This window comes from Mesorhizobium sp. 2RAF45, assembly GCF_052115225.1.
GTDB classification, from domain to species: Bacteria; Pseudomonadota; Alphaproteobacteria; order Rhizobiales; family Rhizobiaceae; genus Mesorhizobium; species Mesorhizobium jarvisii.
Map to the genome: position 1 here is coordinate 282,724 of NZ_JBFRGG010000004.1, position 14,379 is coordinate 297,102.

Genomic DNA, 14,379 nt, shown 5'->3' on the forward strand with positions numbered 1-14,379 from the left:
ATGACGCAGGCCGCGTTTCTTAATCCGTCCGATGGCGTGGTGTCGACCCATGCCGGCACGATAGCCGGCGAGCGCTTCCAGGTTCTCGATTCGTGGCGCGGCATCTGCGCGCTGCTTGTGGCGCTGTTTCATTTCCCGACCGCTTCCGCGATCTCGCAGAGCGCCTTCATCGGTTCGTCCTATCTTTTCGTCGATTTCTTCTTCGTCCTTTCCGGCTTCGTCATCGCCAGCAGCTATGCGGATCGGCTGAGTCAGCCGATAGAGGTCGCCCGCTTCGCGCTGGTGCGGTTCGGCCGCATCTATCCGCTGCATGTCATCATGCTCGCGGCCTTTGCGGGCTTCGAACTGCTGCGGCTGATGCTGCCGCAATTGCATGGCACCGGCGCTGCCCCCTTCACCGGCGGTTTCGATTTGAAGAGCCTGCTTGCCAATCTGCTCCTGCTGCAAGGGATGGGCTTCGAGGATCATCTGACCTGGAATGCGCCAAGCTGGAGCATTTCGGCGGAGTTCTTCGCCTATCTCCTGTTTGCCGGCGTGGTCTTCATCGCCGGCGCGCGTGCCTGGATATGGCTTTTCGCCGCCGCCGTCACCGCGCCGCTGTTCCTGTTTGGTTTCTCCACGCATCATATGGACGTATCCTACGATTTCGGCTTCATCCGCTGCCTCTACGGCTTCTCGCTCGGCGCCCTGCTGGCTTGGTTTCAGCATGATTCCATTGCAGGGGCACGACAGCTCCTCGCCAGAAGCGGCCCGCGGCTGAGCTGGACCCTTGCCGAAATCGTCATGGTGGCGGCCATCGTGTTTTTCGTGTCGCTGGCGGGCAGCAATGATTTCGGCATCGCGGCACCCCTGGTGTTCGCGCTGGCGCTGTTTCTCTTCGCCCATGAAGGCGGCTGGATTTCCGCCTTGCTACGGGCGCCGGTCATGCTGACGCTCGGCGCGCTGTCCTACTCGATTTACATGGTCCACATCTTCGTGCAGGCGCGCCTGATCAACGTTGCCGGGCTCGTCGAGCACAAGCTTGGCCTCGGCCTGGTCGGCGACATCGTGCTGCGCGGCTCGCCGGCGACGGGCTTCGGCACCGGCTGGGCCGGAACGGTTGCAATCGTCATCATGCTCGTCGCCACCATCGCCGCGTCGTGGATCACCTGGCGTTTCATTGAAATGCCGGCGATGGCCTGGTTCCGCCGGCTCTCGAAGCGCATTTGACGCCAGATATCGCGACCATCCGCTAGCCGGCTTCGTTCACCCAGATGTCACGGGCATCGCCTATCCCGGCTTCGATCCGGCAAGGAGCGATTCTCGAATGCGGACGATCTGGCTGAGCCTTCTGCTTTGCACGACCCTTGCGGCCGTCTCCGGTCAGGCCTTTGCGGACGAAAGCCGCGCCAGGCAGATCCTCGACCGTTTCGAGCATGCCAACCAGTGGCGCGACCATGTCATGGTGGCCGCCCATCGCGCAGGCAGTATGCAGGCCGGCAAGACGCTTTATGCGGAAAATTCGCTCGCCGCCGTCAAAGGCTCGATCGCCATGGGCGCCGAGATCGTCGAGGTCGACATCAGGCGCTCGAAGGACGGCGCGTTCGTCGTCATGCATGACAGCTGGCTCGACCGCACCACCACCTGCAACGGCGAGGTGGCAAAATACACGCTGGCCGAACTGAAGACCTGCCGCTTGGTGATCGAGGGCACCCGCGCCGTCACCGACGAGAGGGTTTCGACGCTGCGCGAGATGCTGCTGGCGACCAGGGACCGGATCCTGATCAATCTCGACAACAAGCTCGAAGTCGGCGACCTGCCGGGCATGATCGCGGTGGCGCGCGATCTCGGCATGGCCGACCAGGTCATCGTCAAGGAGAACCTCTGGAACCAGACCAGGATTGCCACGGTGAAGGCCGCCATGGCCGCGATCGGCGGCGGCGTCCAGTTCATGCCGATCATCGCCGATGACGCGGTGCATGATGCCGGTTTCGCCGAAACGGTCGACCACGCCTTCTCGCCGCGCGCGATCGAGCTGATCAACTGGCGGGCTGGCGCCGAGACGCTGACCGAAACCGGCGGACCGCTGTTCAGCACGCGCATGCGCGCGGCCGCGGTGCGGGGCAACTGGCACATCTGGGCCGACACTTATGCCATCGTCAACAAGCCCGGCGGGTTTCTCGCAGGCGGCCGTGGCGACGAATTGGCGGTCCAGGCCAGCCTGCCGCGCGAAGCCTGGGGTTTCTGGGCCGATCGCGGCGCCACCATCATCCAGACCGACGAACCGAAGGCGGCCATCGATTGGCTGGCGGCGAACGGTTACCGCGTGCAGTATGCCGGGACGGGCGAACGCATCGAACCCGCCGCGACCGCCAGCATCAATTGATTTGCCGGGATCGGCATCCCTGACTGGTTGTCGCAGGCTGGCCTCTCCTGACGGAACGGTGTCAGCGAGAAGCCGTTATGCCAAGGCATGACCGACACCATCGTTTCCAAGCCCCGCGCCACCTATGCCGCCACTGTCGCCGCGACCAGTCTCGGGTTCGTGGTGGTGCAGCTCGATGTCTCCATCGTCAATCTCGCCCTCAACAGGATCGGCGCTGCACTTTCGATGGGCATAGGCGGCCTGCAATGGGTGGTCGATGCCTACACGCTTGCCTTCGCCTCGTTGCTGCTAGCCGGCGGTGCGCTCGGCGACAGGATCGGCGCCCGCCGGGTGTTCGTCGGCGGCATGGCGCTGTTCAGCATCGCCTCGCTGGTCTGTGGCCTGGCAGGGAGCCCTTGGGTGCTGATCGCGGCGCGCGCCGTGCAAGGCGCGGGTGCGGCTTTGCTGATGCCGTGTTCGCTGGCGCTGCTCAACCGTGCCTACGCTTCGGACAAGGCGCGCCGCGCGCGGGCCGTCGGCCTGTGGACGGCGGCAGGCGGTGTTGCGCTTTCGGCCGGGCCGGTGCTCGGCGGCTTCATGGTCGGGTCGCTCGGCTGGGCAAGCATCTTCCTGGTCAACCTGCCCATCGGCGCGCTTGCCATCTGGATGGCCTACCAGTTTCTACGCGAAACGCCGCTGAAGGCTGAAAAGCCGCCGATCGACTGGGCCGGGCAGGGGCTTGTCGTGCTGACGCTGTTTTCGCTGACCGGCGCCTTCATCGAAACCGGCTCGTCCGGTTGGGCTTCATTGCCGGTTATCGGCGGACTGGCCGTGGCTGCAGTGGCCGGAAGCCTGTTCCTGCTGGTCGAGAGCCGGACCAAGGCGCCGATGTTTCCACTGAAGCTATTTGCCAGCCGCGTGCCGGCGGCGACCAGCCTCGTTGGACTGGCGGTCAATCTGACGCTCTACGGCACGATTTTCATGCTCAGCCTCTATTTCCAGCAGGAAAGGCATTTTTCGCCTGAAATGACCGGGCTCGCCTTCCTGCCGTTCATGGCGGCGGTCACCGTGTCGAACATTGCCGCCGGACGCATCGCCGCGACGTATGGCCCTCGGTTGCCGATGGCGATCGGCCTGCTTATCGGCGCGGCCGGTTTCGGCCTGATGGCGCTGATCCAGGCCGACACCTCTTATCTGTCGCTGCTGTGGCGGCTGCTGTTTCTGCCGGTCGGCATCGGTCTTGCGGTGCCCGCCATGACCACGGCGTTGCTGTCGTCCGTGCCGACGGCAATGTCGGGAACAGCCTCGGGCGTGCTCAACACGGTGCGCCAGTCGGGTGGGGCGATCGGCGTCGCGCTGTTCGGCTCCGCTTTGGCGCTGGGCACGATCCAGGGCATGCAGCTTGCTTTCCTCGCCTCCGCGCTCGCCGTGGCGTTCTCGGCGCTCTGCGCCTTCCTGTTCATCCGCGACGCGGATCATTCCGCAGGATAGGGATTCGCAATGCAAAAAGGCCGCCCGGAGGCGGCCTTTCGATTGCCCAAACTGCGGAGCGCTTAGCGCTTCGAGAACTGGAAGGAGCGGCGGGCCTTCGCCTTGCCGTACTTCTTGCGCTCGACGACGCGGCTGTCGCGGGTCAGGAAGCCGCCCTTCTTGAGCACGGCGCGCAGCGCCGGCTCGTAGTAGGTCAGCGCCTTGGAGATGCCGTGACGCACCGCGCCGGCCTGGCCGGAGAGGCCGCCGCCGACGACGGTGGCGACGATGTCATACTGGCCCGAACGGTTGGAGGCGATGATCGGCTGGTTGAGGATCATCTGCAGGACCGGACGCGCGAAATAGGTCGCGAATTCCTTGTCGTTGACGACGATCTTGCCGGAACCCGGCTTCACCCAGACGCGCGCAATGGCGTTCTTGCGCTTGCCGGTGGCATAGGCGCGGCCCGACTYGTCGAGCTTCTGGACGTGGACGGGTGCCGCGGCCTGCGTATTGGTGTTGCCGGTGGCGGCGCCCAGTTCTGCGAGCGAGGAAAGCTCAGCCATCTTATGCGACCTTCTTGTTCTTGGAATTCAGCTTGGCCACGTCGAGGACTTCTGGCTGCTGGGCGACATGCGGATGCTCGGCGCCTGCATAGACGCGCAGGTTCTTCATCTGGCGACGGCCGAGCGGACCACGCGGGACCATGCGCTCAACGGCCTTCTCGACGACGCGCTCGGGGAAGCGACCCTCGAGCAGCTGGCGCGCGGTGCGCTCCTTGATGCCGCCGGGGTGGCCGGTATGCCAGTAATAGACCTTGTCGGTGAACTTCTTGCCGGTGAACACCACCTTGTCGGCATTGATGACGATGACATTGTCGCCGTCGTCGACATGTGGGGTGAAGGTCGGCTTGTGCTTGCCGCGAAGATGATTGGCGATGACAGTGGCGAGACGGCCGACGACGAGACCCTCGGCGTCGATCAGGATCCACTTCTTCACCACATCCGCAGGCTTCTGCGAAAAGGTTGTCATGTTTTCTGCTCTCGGTTTTGACCTTCAAAGAGAAGGCGTTTCTTGTTGCTTGGATTGGCGAAGACGCTTGCCCGCCGCCAATAACAAAACGGCGGCCTTTGCGGGCCGCTGCTTCGTGAGGGCTTATAGGCGACGGGGAATTGCGCGTCAAGCCGATCAAAAAGCCATCTAGCGAAGAAACGGAAGTAAAAACAATAGCCTAGTAAAAAGGTATTATTTTACCACATCGCCGGTGCGCTTCGGTGGGATCGAATAGGTGCCGGTGGCGTGCGCGATCGTGTGTGCTTGCGGGCCGGCGACGATGTCGATGTCGAACACCATCAGGCTCTTTCCCAGCTTCAGGATGCGGCAATGGCCATCGATCGGCCCGGCCTCGGCCTTGCGCACGAAGTTGATGTCGAGGTTAACCGTCACGGACAGCGCATCCGGCCCGGCATGGGAAAGCACGCAGACATAGCCGCCAATGTCGGCCAGCGTGAACAGCGATGGACCGGACACCGTGCCGCCCGGACGCAAATGCCGCTCGCCGGCATTGAGCCGCACGGTGCAGCCGCCTGGGAAAACGTCGATGGCCTCATAATATTTGAACTGCTCGTTGAGCTGGGGATAGACGGTTTCCATCAGCACATTGACTTGTGCTGCGGTCAGCATCGGCTTGAGGTTGGTCTGGGCGGGCATGTCGGTCTCTCGCTTTTACGCCAAGCCTGTATGAACGCGGCAGGGCGTTGCTGGCAACATCTTCGGCCTTCTGGCGCAAGCGATGGGTGTTGGATGAAAGCCGATCCGATATTAGATAGTCCGTAAGCCCGACCGGAATCGCGGAGACCTTAGCCATGGCCGAAATACTTGCCATCAAGCCTGTTGCTGCCGAGGGGCCGGTCACGACCAGGCTGGACAAGGGCCTGCTGCGGCTCACCCTCGCCAATCCCCCGGCCAATGCTCTGTCGCTAGCGGTAATGGCGGCGCTGACGGCGGAGCTCGACCGCGCCAGGGCTGACAAGGCGGTTCGTGTCATCATCCTGTCGGCGGCCGGGAAAGTGTTCTGTGCCGGCCATGATCTCAAGGAAATGACCGCGCGCCGCGCCGACGCCGATCGCGGCAAGGCTTTCTTCGAAGAGACATTCGCCGCTTGCTCCCAGCTGATGCAGGCGATCGTGCGCCATCCCGTGCCGGTCATCGCAGAAGTCGACGGCCTCGCGACGGCCGCCGGCCTGCAGCTTGTCGCCAGCTGCGACCTGGCGATCGCCTCGCATGAGGCGACCTTCTGCACGCCGGGCGTCAATATCGGCCTGTTCTGCTCGACGCCGATGGTGGCGCTGTCGCGCAACGTCTCGCGCAAGCAGGCGATGGAGATGCTGCTGACCGGCGAGACGATCGACGCGGCAACCGCCAAGGAGTTCGGCCTGGTCAACCGCGTCGTGCCGCGCGAATACCTGAATCAGATCGTCACCAAATACGCGCAAACCATTGCTTCCAAATCATCTTTGGTGGTCAAGACCGGCAAGGAGGCCTTTTACGCGCAAGCCGAAATGGGCCTGGCGGACGCCTATGCCTATACCGGCCGCGTCATGGTGGAGAACATGTTGGCGCGGGACGCCGAGGAAGGCATCGGCGCCTTCATCGGCAAGCGCAAGCCGGAATGGACGGACGAGTAGCCGTGGAGCCGCGCATCTCCATCGTCACCATCGCCACGGACGATCTCGATCGCGCCGTGCGCTTCTACGAAGCCATGGGTCTGCAACGGCATGCCGCGATCACCGACGGCGTCGCCTTCTTCCAGATGGGCGGGGTCATTCTCGGGCTGTTCCCGCGCGCCAGTGCCGAGGCGGATTCCGGCATTACATTCGCCGGAGCGCCGTCCGCCGTCTATCTCGCCTACAACACCCGCTCCGACGCCGAGGTCGACGAGGTGCTCGCCATGGCCGAGAAAGCCGGCGGCCGTATCGTCAAGCCGGCCGGCCGCGCCTTCTGGGGTGGCTGGTACGGCTATTTCGCCGATGCGGACGGGCACATCTGGGAAGTGGCGCACAATCCGGCCTTTCCGATCGCGCAAGACGGCACGATTTCGTTGCCCGGGTGATGGCTTACCGCAAACAGCTGACGCGGCTCAAGGCACCATACCTCAAGCGCGTCCTGCTTGACCCAGCGCGGGTCGCGGACTGGGAAAAATATCCCTGGAACCTGCCGCTGTTTCGCGGCCGTGACTTCGAACTCGAATTCACCACGCCGATCACCATCATCGTCGGTGAGAACGGCACCGGCAAATCGACGCTGCTGGAAGCGATTGGTGCTTTGGCCGGCTATGACGAGGCCGGCGGCGGCAAGGGTTACCGCCCGGTCGACCACTCTCGTGCCATCGACAAGAGCGGTGCCGCACTGGCCGACAATTTTCGTTGCCACTGGCTGCCGAAGGTTACCGCGGGTTGGTTCTTCCGCGCCGAATCCTTCTATTCCGTTGCCCGTTACCTCGACGAGGCAGCTAGGGAATCGGGCGGGACGCCGCCGGATTTCCTGTCCTGGTCGCATGGCGAGGGTTTCATCCGCTTCTTCGAGGAGCGCTGCCGCAGGCAAGGCATCTACATCCTCGACGAGCCCGAGAGCGCGCTTTCGCCGTCGCGCCAGATCGAGCTGCTGAAGATGCTGCGGCGCATGGACCAGTCCGGCACCGCGCAGGTGATCATGGCGACGCACTCGCCATTGTTGATGGCTTGTCCCGGCGCGCGGCTGTTCCGCATCAGCCGCTTCGGGCTCGAGCCCGCCGACTTTCGTAATACGGACCACTTCCGCATGTTGCGCGATTTCAGCAACGACCCGGATGGTTTTCTCGCCGAGGCGTTGTATGAGGACGAGGCATGAATCACGATAGCTACGACAACACCTACATCGCCGGCATCCTCAATTCGGTAAAGACCATCGCCATGGTCGGCGCGTCGGCCAATGACGTCAGGCCGAGCTATTTCGTGCTGAAATACCTGCTGGCCAAGGGCTTTTCGGTGTTTCCGGTCAATCCGGGCCAGGCCGGCAAGGAAATCCTCGGCCGGATGACCTATGCCAGTCTGGCCGATATTCCGGAGCCGATCGATATGGTCGACATCTTCCGCGCCGCGACCGCGGTGCCGGGCATCGTCGACGAGGTATTGCGGCTCGATCCCTTGCCGAAAGTCATCTGGATGCAGCTCGGTGTGCGCCATGACGAGGCCGCCGCTCGCGCCGAGGCCGCCGGCATCAAGGTGGTGATGAACCGCTGCCCCAAGATCGAATACGGCAAGCTCTCCGGCGAGATCGGCTGGACTGGTGTCAATTCCGGGGTGCTGTCGTCCAAGAAGCCGCTGATGCGCCAGGGCTTCCAGAGTTTCGGCGTGCGCCAGAAATAGGCCGCGAGCGAGAAGCGCAAAATTATTCCGGCTAGCGCCGTATTTTCCTGCAGCTTGGTCGAAGGTCCCACGCCGAAGGGTATTTTCTTCTTTGCATTCCATGCCCGGCTTCGCCAAGAATGCTCGGCGATTTTCAGAAGGTTCTCGAGGGAGGTTTTAAGTGACCCGTACGCCCGGTTTCAACACGCTCGCCGTCCATGCCGGCGCCAAGCCCGATCCGGCCACCGGCGCGCGCGCCACGCCGATCTACCAGACGACCTCCTTCGTCTTCGATGATGCCGACCACGCCGCGTCCCTGTTCGGCCTGAAGGCGTTTGGCAACATCTACACCCGTATCATGAACCCGACGCAGGCCGTGCTCGAGGAGCGCGTCGCCGCACTCGAAGGCGGCACGGCTGCCCTCGCGGTCGCATCCGGCCACGCCGCGCAGGTCATCGTCTTCCACAATCTGATGCAGCCGGGCGACAATTTCGTCGCCGCGACAAGGCTTTATGGCGGCTCGATCAACCAGTTCGGTCATGCCTTCAAGAATTATGGCTGGGAAGTGCGCTGGGCCGACACCAACGACATCTCGACCTTCGAGAGCCAGATCGACGACAGGACCAAGGCGATCTTCATCGAGAGCCTGGCCAATCCGGGCGGCACTTTCGTCGACATCGAGAAGATCGGCGACATCGCCCGCAAGCATGGCTTGCCGCTGATCGTCGACAACACGCTGGCCTCGCCCTATCTGATCCGTCCGATCGAGCACGGCGCCGATATCGTCGTGCATTCGCTGACCAAGTTCATCGGCGGCCATGGCAATTCGATCGGCGGCGTCATTGTCGATGGTGGCACCTTCGACTGGTCGAAGTCGGGCAAGTACCCGATGCTGTCGGAACCGCGCCCCGAATATGGCGGCCTCGTCCTGCACGAAACCTTCGGCAATTTCGCTTTCGCCATCGCTGCGCGCGTGCTTGGCCTGCGCGATCTCGGCCCGGCGATCTCGCCCTTCAACGCCTTCCTCATCCTGACTGGCCTGGAAACCTTGCCGCTGCGCATGCAGCGTCACTGCGACAACGCCGTCACGGTCGCCGGCTGGCTCTCCAACCACCCCAAGGTCGCCTGGGTGAACTACCCCGGCCTGCCCAGCGACAAGAACAACGCGCTGCAGAAGAAATACTCACCGCTGGGCGCCGGCGCCGTCTTCACCTTCGGCCTCAAGGGCGGCTACGAGGCCGGCGTCAAATTCGTCGAGGCGCTGGAACTGTTCTCGCATCTGGCCAATGTCGGCGACACCAAGTCGCTGGTCATCCATCCAGCGTCAACCACGCACCGCCAGCTCTCCGACGAGCAGAAGGTCAAGGCCGGCGCCGGCCCGGACACCGTGCGGCTTTCGATCGGCATCGAGGACGTCACCGATATTGTCGCCGACCTCGAACAGGCACTCGCCAAGGTTTGATTGCTGATGGCCGCTTTTCTTTCCGTCGACACCAAGAGCGTCGAACCCGAATCCGGCGCGCCCGCGCCGGATCGCCTGATCTCGGGCGATCCAAAATTCCGCACCTGGAACGTCGAGGAGCGGGACGGCGGCCTCTATGCCGGCATCTGGGAATCGACTCCCGGCAAATGGCGCATCGTTTATGACGAGTGGGAATTCTGCCACATCCTGTCCGGCGTTTCGGTGATCGCGCAAGACGGTGGGCAAGCGCGCACGGTCAAGTCGGGTGACAGTTTCGTGCTGAGGCCGGGCTTCAAGGGCAGCTGGGAAGTGCTTGAAACCACCCGCAAGGAGTATGTGATCAAGCTGTGATCACTTCGCCGGAAACTGGCTTAGGCAGGCTTCCGACGCCTTGTCATGCGCGGTCAGCAGATCGGCGTCCTGGGCTTCGATATCGGCGTCCGTGATCTCGTCTCGATAATATTGCGCCAGGAGGTCGAGCCCCTGCTGGCTGACGCCATAGGTCGGGATTTCGCGGGCGACGCAGCCGCATAGTGCGAGCGCGCGATCGGGCGAGCCAATCTTGTGGTTGGTCATGATGAAATCCTGCGCCCGGCAGGCGTCGAGAAAGGCGCCGAAATTCAGCTTCTGCTGCGGCTGGTCGCCATGGTCGAAATAGGCCGGCGGCCATTGGCTTTTGCCGCTCGCGACCTCGCAGCCCGTGGCGACGTCCTGGGCGCTTTTCGATAGAGCGAGCCAGGCATCCTCCTTGTCGCCTATCGGATAGTCGAAATCTGCGCCCATGAGTGAGGCCGCATAGGCGTCAAGGTCGGCCTGCGTGAAGCCGACCTTCTGGAATCGGTTGAACTGGCATTGGCAAGCGGCGCTCACCTGCTCCGTTTCACCCTGCGACGGCTGTTCGCTCAACTTGTTTTTCTGGCAGGCCGCCACGAAAGCGGTGCCATCAAGCGTCGAAGCGGGAAGGGTGGAAGCGTCGACATAGCGCTTTCCGCCCCAGCCGATAGTCATCGTGTCGGATTGGATGTCGAAAAAGCCGTTCCGTTTGAAGGGGCTGAGCGCGATCTTGTCCTGCGGCACCAGCCGCGCGCCGGGAATGTCGCCGAGAACCTCCTGATAGCTGTCGCCTTCCAGGACGAACAGGAAGTTGCCGCAATTGACGCCGTCGCAGCCCGGCGCATAGCGGTAGGCGAAGATCTCAGGCAAGCCGTCAAGATTGAGATCGACCTCGATGGCGAAGGATGCCAGCGGCAGGCCCTTCGATCCGGTCTGCCGCTCCAGGAGGCCTATCGCCATCTTCTGCGCGATGGCCATGCTGTTCTCCCACGGGATGTTCTCCGGCTGTTGCTGGGCACGCGCCGTGCCCAGGCTGGCGCATAGAAACGCCAATGCGAACGCCGTCGCCGGTCTCCAGAACAGTCTCATCGCGCAGCCCCAGGCCCGCGATCGTTCAGAAGTCGACGGCGAGCATTTCCAGCCCATGGAAGTGGTAAGTGTCGCGGAAGCGAGGCTGTTCGGCAAGATGCAGCCGCGGATGCCGCTCGAACAAAGTCTTCAGCGACACCTGCAATTCCAGCCGGGCCAGCGGCGCGCCGATGCAGAAATGGATGCCGGCGCCGAAGGACACGTTCTTCTGGTCGCTCCGGTCCGGCCGGAAGGCCTGCGGTTCGGCAAAGGCGCGCGGATCATGATTGGCCATGCCGAGCAAAAGCCCGATGGTCTGGCCCGGCTGCACGACGATGCCGGGCGCAATCTCGATTTCCTGGTAGGCGTAGCGCGTGAACATGTGCAGCGGCGCGTCGAAGCGCAGGCATTCCTCGACGGTTGCGGCTGTCGCTTCCGCCGAGGTGAAGAAGCGGCTGGGATCGCCGCCTTGCGCCAGGATCGAGCGCACCGCGTTGCCGGCCTGATGCACGGTCGCTTCATGGCCGGCATTGAGCAGCAGTATGGCCGAGGACACCATTTCGTCCTCCGACAGCCTCTGGCCGTCCTCCTGTGCCGAGATCAGCAGCGACAGCAGATCGTCGCCGGGGTTCTTGCGTCGCTCGATAATGTAGCCGCGCAGGAAATCGGTGAATTCGCCCGCGGCGCGATTGGCCGTCTCCTCGGTCTCGCGCGTGCGGCCATGAACGTACATGGCGACCATTTGATGCGACCAGTCGAGCAGTTGCGGCCCCATCTCGACCGGCACGCCGAGCATTTCGGCGATGATGGTGATCGGCAGGGGGGAGGCGAAGGCGGGAAGCAGGTCGACCGGCCCGGCCGGGTCAAAGCGGTCGATCAGCTCGTTGGCGAGCGCCTCGACACGCGGCCGCAGCCGCTCGACCTGGCGCGAGACGAAGGCCCGGTTGACCAGCGTTCTCAGCCGCGTGTGCACCGGCGGTTCCAATTCGAGCATGGAGTTGGCTTCAATGCCGTCGAACGCCTTGAGATGGCTGCGGTCCTGGCTAACACCACGGCTGTCGGGAATGCCGGCCGGGTTCTGGCGGCCCAAGCGGCGGTCGCGTAGCAGCCGGTTGACATCGTCGAAGCCGCCAAAGCACCAGAAGCCGAATTCCTCCCAGAAGAAGGCGTTCGAGACGCCGTGCAGGAAGGCGTAGGCCTCGTACGGGTTCAGGAAGAAAGCCGGCTCGTGCGGGTCGAGCCGCAACTGGCGAGTGGCTGGATCAAAGGCAAGATAGGGGAGCGTCGAATTGGTCATGCCAGACCCATAGCGCGGCTTGCCAGCCTCATTCCAGACCGTATGTTGGCGCCCGCACTCCAATGAATTGAGCCAGCCAATGCGGCTGCGGAAGGCGTGAACGATGAACGTGATCGTTGTCGGCGCGGGGATTGCCGGTCTTTCCACGGCGTGGTCGCTGGTCAAGGCCGGCCACAGCGTGTCGATCGTCGAGCAGGGGCCGATTCCCAATCCGCTGGCCGCGTCCGGCGATCATCACCGCATCATCCGCCGCGCCTACCGCGCCCGAAGCGGCTATGGCCGGCTGATCACCGAAGCCTACGAGGCCTGGGACGAGATGTGGACCGATCTCGGCGAAAGCCACCTTGATGCGCGCGGATTCGTCTGCATTTCGCGCGAACCGGGCGACGAGGCCGAGGAATACCGCGAGGGCCTGGAAGAGGGGAATTTTCCCTTCGAACTGTTCGAACCAGACGCCGCCGTCAAGCGCTGGCCTTTCATCGAGCCGGGCACGTTCCGCTATGCCTATTATTCGCCGGAAGGCGGCGCGCTCCATTGCCGCAAGATCGCTTCCGGCCTTGCCGCCTGGCTGCGTACCAATGGCGCCAATGTCTACGAACACAGCAAGGTGACCGCGATCGACTCCGAAACTGGCCGCATCGTGCTCGAAAGCGGCGAGACCATGCAGGCCGACCGCATCGTCGTCGCTGCTGGCGCCTGGGTGCTGAAACTGTTTCCGGAACTGGACGGTGAACTGAAGACCTATCGGACAGCCCTTGCCTATGCCGAACCGCCGGCCGACCTGAAGGCGGCCTGGGAGGCGGCACCGGTCGTCCTCGACGTCGGCGGCGCGGTCGACGGCTACGTGATCCCGCCTTCCGGCGGCGCCGGCATGAAATTCGGCTCAGGTCTGCACAGGGTGCCGACCAGCGACGCCGACTGGAACCGTCAGCCTGTGCCGGGCGAGGGGGAGGCGATCCGCAACCTCTTTTCGCCACCGATCGCCCGCATCCAGGAGTATGAGGTGACCGAGGTGGTCACCTGCGCCTACACCTTCACCGCCGACGAAAAATTCATGGCGCATGCGAAAGGTAAGTGCCTTGTTGTCTCGGCCTGCTCAGGCCATGGCTACAAGTTCGGCGCGGCGGTCGGCAGGCGCGTTGCGGCGGCTGTCGGCGATGGCGATATCGACGGCCTGAAGGCGTGGCTGCGGGCGGAGGTGGCCTAGTCCTGGCAGTGCCTCGGAATATGCACGCGCCGCCAGCCAGACGACCCTTCTCTGACCACCACGCGCCGCGCGACGGTTTGGTAGGAGGCAGGGACATCGATGATGCGCCTTCGCTCCGGCCGCACCAGCACTTCCTCGGCGATCTGGTCGTATTGCGCCGGAATGACGACGCGCCTTGTGCGCTCCGGCTGGATCACCACCGTCTCGGCGACGCGTTCGTAGCGCGCCTTGTGCCAGATCTTGCACAGAACCCTGCGACCATGGATGACGCGCCATTCCCAGGAATAGCCGCCGCCATCGACCCTCACCGTGTGGTAGACGGTGCGGGTAACGGCAGGCACGACCTCGTAGGTCACTTGTGCCGGAACCGTCATCACCACGCGTTCGCGTGTGCCGTAGATCGGCGGGGTGTAGTCGACCTGCTGGCCGGGCGGACTGACCATCACGTCTTCATAGACCGTGTCGTAGACGTCAGGCGTGTGGACCGGTTCGTAGCATTCCACGGCGCGGCCGCCGGCCGCCGTCTGCGAAGTCGTGCCAAGCATGGCCAGCCCGGCAATGGCGAAGGATGCGCTTCTCCTGAACATGACACTCCCCCTGTTTGAACCGTAGGCACAAGTTCAACGTTGAATTGTAGGGGAAGACGCCGCTGAGAAAAGCGGTTTCGGCGCATTTCGTTAAGTGACGCGGTTAAGAAACTGCTACGTTGCGGCCCGGTACCGTCTGCTCCGGAACCGGTGCAGGCGTCAGCGATGCGAATCCTTGGCCGTAAAGCTTGATTCGACTTACCCAGATGGCTAGGACGGGTCGGCC

The 14,379-nt window shown here is 63.5% G+C and carries 16 protein-coding genes; 10 read left to right on the plus strand and 6 right to left on the minus strand.

Annotation, left to right across the window (positions count from 1 at the left end; translation table 11 throughout):
* From AB4Z43_RS14340 to AB4Z43_RS14350, 3 genes are all read left to right on the plus strand, one after another.
* Entirely contained in the window at window positions 1–1,209 is a 1,209-nt protein-coding gene (locus AB4Z43_RS14340; protein ID WP_202360171.1) for an acyltransferase family protein, read from the plus strand.
* Window positions 1,210–1,306: 97 nt separating this feature from the next.
* On the plus strand, window positions 1,307–2,365 hold the full coding sequence (locus AB4Z43_RS14345) for a glycerophosphodiester phosphodiesterase family protein (RefSeq protein WP_441938009.1): 1,059 nt from the start codon (window positions 1,307–1,309) through the stop codon (window positions 2,363–2,365).
* An 87-nt stretch (window positions 2,366–2,452) separates the two neighbouring features.
* Window positions 2,453–3,835, plus strand: a complete 1,383-nt coding sequence (locus AB4Z43_RS14350) for an MFS transporter (protein ID WP_064982594.1) — start codon at window positions 2,453–2,455, stop codon at window positions 3,833–3,835.
* 62 nt (window positions 3,836–3,897) lie between these two features.
* Here AB4Z43_RS14350 and rpsI read toward each other — a convergent pair whose 3' ends face one another.
* From rpsI to AB4Z43_RS14365, 3 genes are all read right to left on the minus strand, one after another.
* Window positions 3,898–4,380, minus strand: a complete 483-nt coding sequence (gene rpsI / locus AB4Z43_RS14355; RefSeq protein ID WP_441938012.1) for a 30S ribosomal protein S9 — start codon at window positions 4,378–4,380, stop codon at window positions 3,898–3,900.
* Window position 4,381: 1 nt separating this feature from the next.
* Window positions 4,382–4,846, minus strand: a complete 465-nt coding sequence (rplM, locus tag AB4Z43_RS14360; RefSeq protein WP_010915638.1) for a 50S ribosomal protein L13 — start codon at window positions 4,844–4,846, stop codon at window positions 4,382–4,384.
* Window positions 4,847–5,059: 213 nt separating this feature from the next.
* The gene (locus tag AB4Z43_RS14365) at window positions 5,060–5,524 is read right to left on the minus strand and encodes a PaaI family thioesterase (RefSeq protein ID WP_064982595.1); all 465 of its coding nucleotides are present in this window, start codon (window positions 5,522–5,524) and stop codon (window positions 5,060–5,062) included.
* A 155-nt stretch (window positions 5,525–5,679) separates the two neighbouring features.
* Between AB4Z43_RS14365 and AB4Z43_RS14370 the strand changes: the two genes are divergently transcribed.
* The 6 genes from AB4Z43_RS14370 to AB4Z43_RS14395 all read left to right on the plus strand — a co-directional run bounded on the left by AB4Z43_RS14370 (window position 5,680) and on the right by AB4Z43_RS14395 (window position 10,012).
* On the plus strand, window positions 5,680–6,501 hold the full coding sequence (locus AB4Z43_RS14370; protein WP_441938015.1) for an enoyl-CoA hydratase: 822 nt from the start codon (window positions 5,680–5,682) through the stop codon (window positions 6,499–6,501).
* A 2-nt stretch (window positions 6,502–6,503) separates the two neighbouring features.
* Entirely contained in the window at window positions 6,504–6,926 is a 423-nt protein-coding gene (locus tag AB4Z43_RS14375; RefSeq protein ID WP_441938226.1) for a VOC family protein, read from the plus strand.
* Complete coding sequence (locus AB4Z43_RS14380; protein ID WP_441938017.1) at window positions 6,926–7,702, plus strand: AAA family ATPase; 777 nt, start codon at window positions 6,926–6,928, stop codon at window positions 7,700–7,702. Before AB4Z43_RS14375 ends, AB4Z43_RS14380 begins: the two co-directional genes overlap by 1 nt.
* Window positions 7,699–8,220 carry a CoA-binding protein gene (locus AB4Z43_RS14385; RefSeq protein ID WP_032929940.1) on the plus strand — a complete coding sequence of 174 codons (522 nt, stop codon included), beginning with the start codon at window positions 7,699–7,701 and terminating at the stop codon, window positions 8,218–8,220. Before AB4Z43_RS14380 ends, AB4Z43_RS14385 begins: the two co-directional genes overlap by 4 nt.
* Before the next feature lie 160 nt (window positions 8,221–8,380).
* On the plus strand, window positions 8,381–9,661 hold the full coding sequence (locus AB4Z43_RS14390; protein WP_019857664.1) for an O-acetylhomoserine aminocarboxypropyltransferase: 1,281 nt from the start codon (window positions 8,381–8,383) through the stop codon (window positions 9,659–9,661).
* Between the two features lie 6 nt (window positions 9,662–9,667).
* Window positions 9,668–10,012 carry a cupin domain-containing protein gene (locus AB4Z43_RS14395; protein WP_027046750.1) on the plus strand — a complete coding sequence of 115 codons (345 nt, stop codon included), beginning with the start codon at window positions 9,668–9,670 and terminating at the stop codon, window positions 10,010–10,012.
* On the opposite strand, the gene AB4Z43_RS14400 is transcribed toward AB4Z43_RS14395, so the two are convergent.
* Both AB4Z43_RS14400 and AB4Z43_RS14405 read right to left on the minus strand, forming a co-directional pair.
* The gene (locus AB4Z43_RS14400) at window positions 10,013–11,083 is read right to left on the minus strand and encodes a hypothetical protein (RefSeq protein WP_441938020.1); all 1,071 of its coding nucleotides are present in this window, start codon (window positions 11,081–11,083) and stop codon (window positions 10,013–10,015) included.
* Window positions 11,084–11,108: 25 nt separating this feature from the next.
* Window positions 11,109–12,359, minus strand: a complete 1,251-nt coding sequence (locus AB4Z43_RS14405; RefSeq protein ID WP_441938022.1) for a cytochrome P450 — start codon at window positions 12,357–12,359, stop codon at window positions 11,109–11,111.
* Window positions 12,360–12,462: 103 nt separating this feature from the next.
* On the opposite strand from AB4Z43_RS14405, the gene AB4Z43_RS14410 reads away from it, so the two are divergent.
* Window positions 12,463–13,566 carry an NAD(P)/FAD-dependent oxidoreductase gene (locus AB4Z43_RS14410; protein ID WP_441938024.1) on the plus strand — a complete coding sequence of 368 codons (1,104 nt, stop codon included), beginning with the start codon at window positions 12,463–12,465 and terminating at the stop codon, window positions 13,564–13,566.
* Here AB4Z43_RS14410 and AB4Z43_RS14415 read toward each other — a convergent pair.
* Window positions 13,563–14,153 (minus strand): hypothetical protein, encoded by a 591-nt coding sequence (locus AB4Z43_RS14415; RefSeq protein WP_441938026.1) that lies wholly within the window; start codon window positions 14,151–14,153, stop codon window positions 13,563–13,565. The two genes, AB4Z43_RS14410 and AB4Z43_RS14415, sit on opposite strands and share 4 nt — an antisense overlap.
* Between the last annotated feature and the right edge of the window lie 226 nt (window positions 14,154–14,379).

Bases quoted from the DNA above. Each gene is read 5' to 3' on its own strand.
- AB4Z43_RS14340 (WP_202360171.1), top strand. From the start codon at position 1: ATGACGCAGGCCGCGTTTCTTAATCCGTCCGATGGCGTGGTGTCGACC.
- AB4Z43_RS14345 (WP_441938009.1), top strand. From the start codon at position 1,307: ATGCGGACGATCTGGCTGAGCCTTCTGCTTTGCACGACCCTTGCGGCC.
- AB4Z43_RS14350 (WP_064982594.1), top strand. From the start codon at position 2,453: ATGACCGACACCATCGTTTCCAAGCCCCGCGCCACCTATGCCGCCACT.
- rplM (WP_010915638.1), bottom strand. From the start codon at position 4,846: ATGACAACCTTTTCGCAGAAGCCTGCGGATGTGGTGAAGAAGTGGATC.
- AB4Z43_RS14365 (WP_064982595.1), bottom strand. From the start codon at position 5,524: ATGCCCGCCCAGACCAACCTCAAGCCGATGCTGACCGCAGCACAAGTC.
- AB4Z43_RS14370 (WP_441938015.1), top strand. From the start codon at position 5,680: ATGGCCGAAATACTTGCCATCAAGCCTGTTGCTGCCGAGGGGCCGGTC.
- AB4Z43_RS14380 (WP_441938017.1), top strand. From the start codon at position 6,926: ATGGCTTACCGCAAACAGCTGACGCGGCTCAAGGCACCATACCTCAAG.
- AB4Z43_RS14385 (WP_032929940.1), top strand. From the start codon at position 7,699: ATGAATCACGATAGCTACGACAACACCTACATCGCCGGCATCCTCAAT.
- AB4Z43_RS14395 (WP_027046750.1), top strand. From the start codon at position 9,668: ATGGCCGCTTTTCTTTCCGTCGACACCAAGAGCGTCGAACCCGAATCC.
- AB4Z43_RS14400 (WP_441938020.1), bottom strand. From the start codon at position 11,083: ATGAGACTGTTCTGGAGACCGGCGACGGCGTTCGCATTGGCGTTTCTA.
- AB4Z43_RS14405 (WP_441938022.1), bottom strand. From the start codon at position 12,359: ATGACCAATTCGACGCTCCCCTATCTTGCCTTTGATCCAGCCACTCGC.
- AB4Z43_RS14410 (WP_441938024.1), top strand. From the start codon at position 12,463: ATGAACGTGATCGTTGTCGGCGCGGGGATTGCCGGTCTTTCCACGGCG.
- AB4Z43_RS14415 (WP_441938026.1), bottom strand. From the start codon at position 14,153: ATGTTCAGGAGAAGCGCATCCTTCGCCATTGCCGGGCTGGCCATGCTT.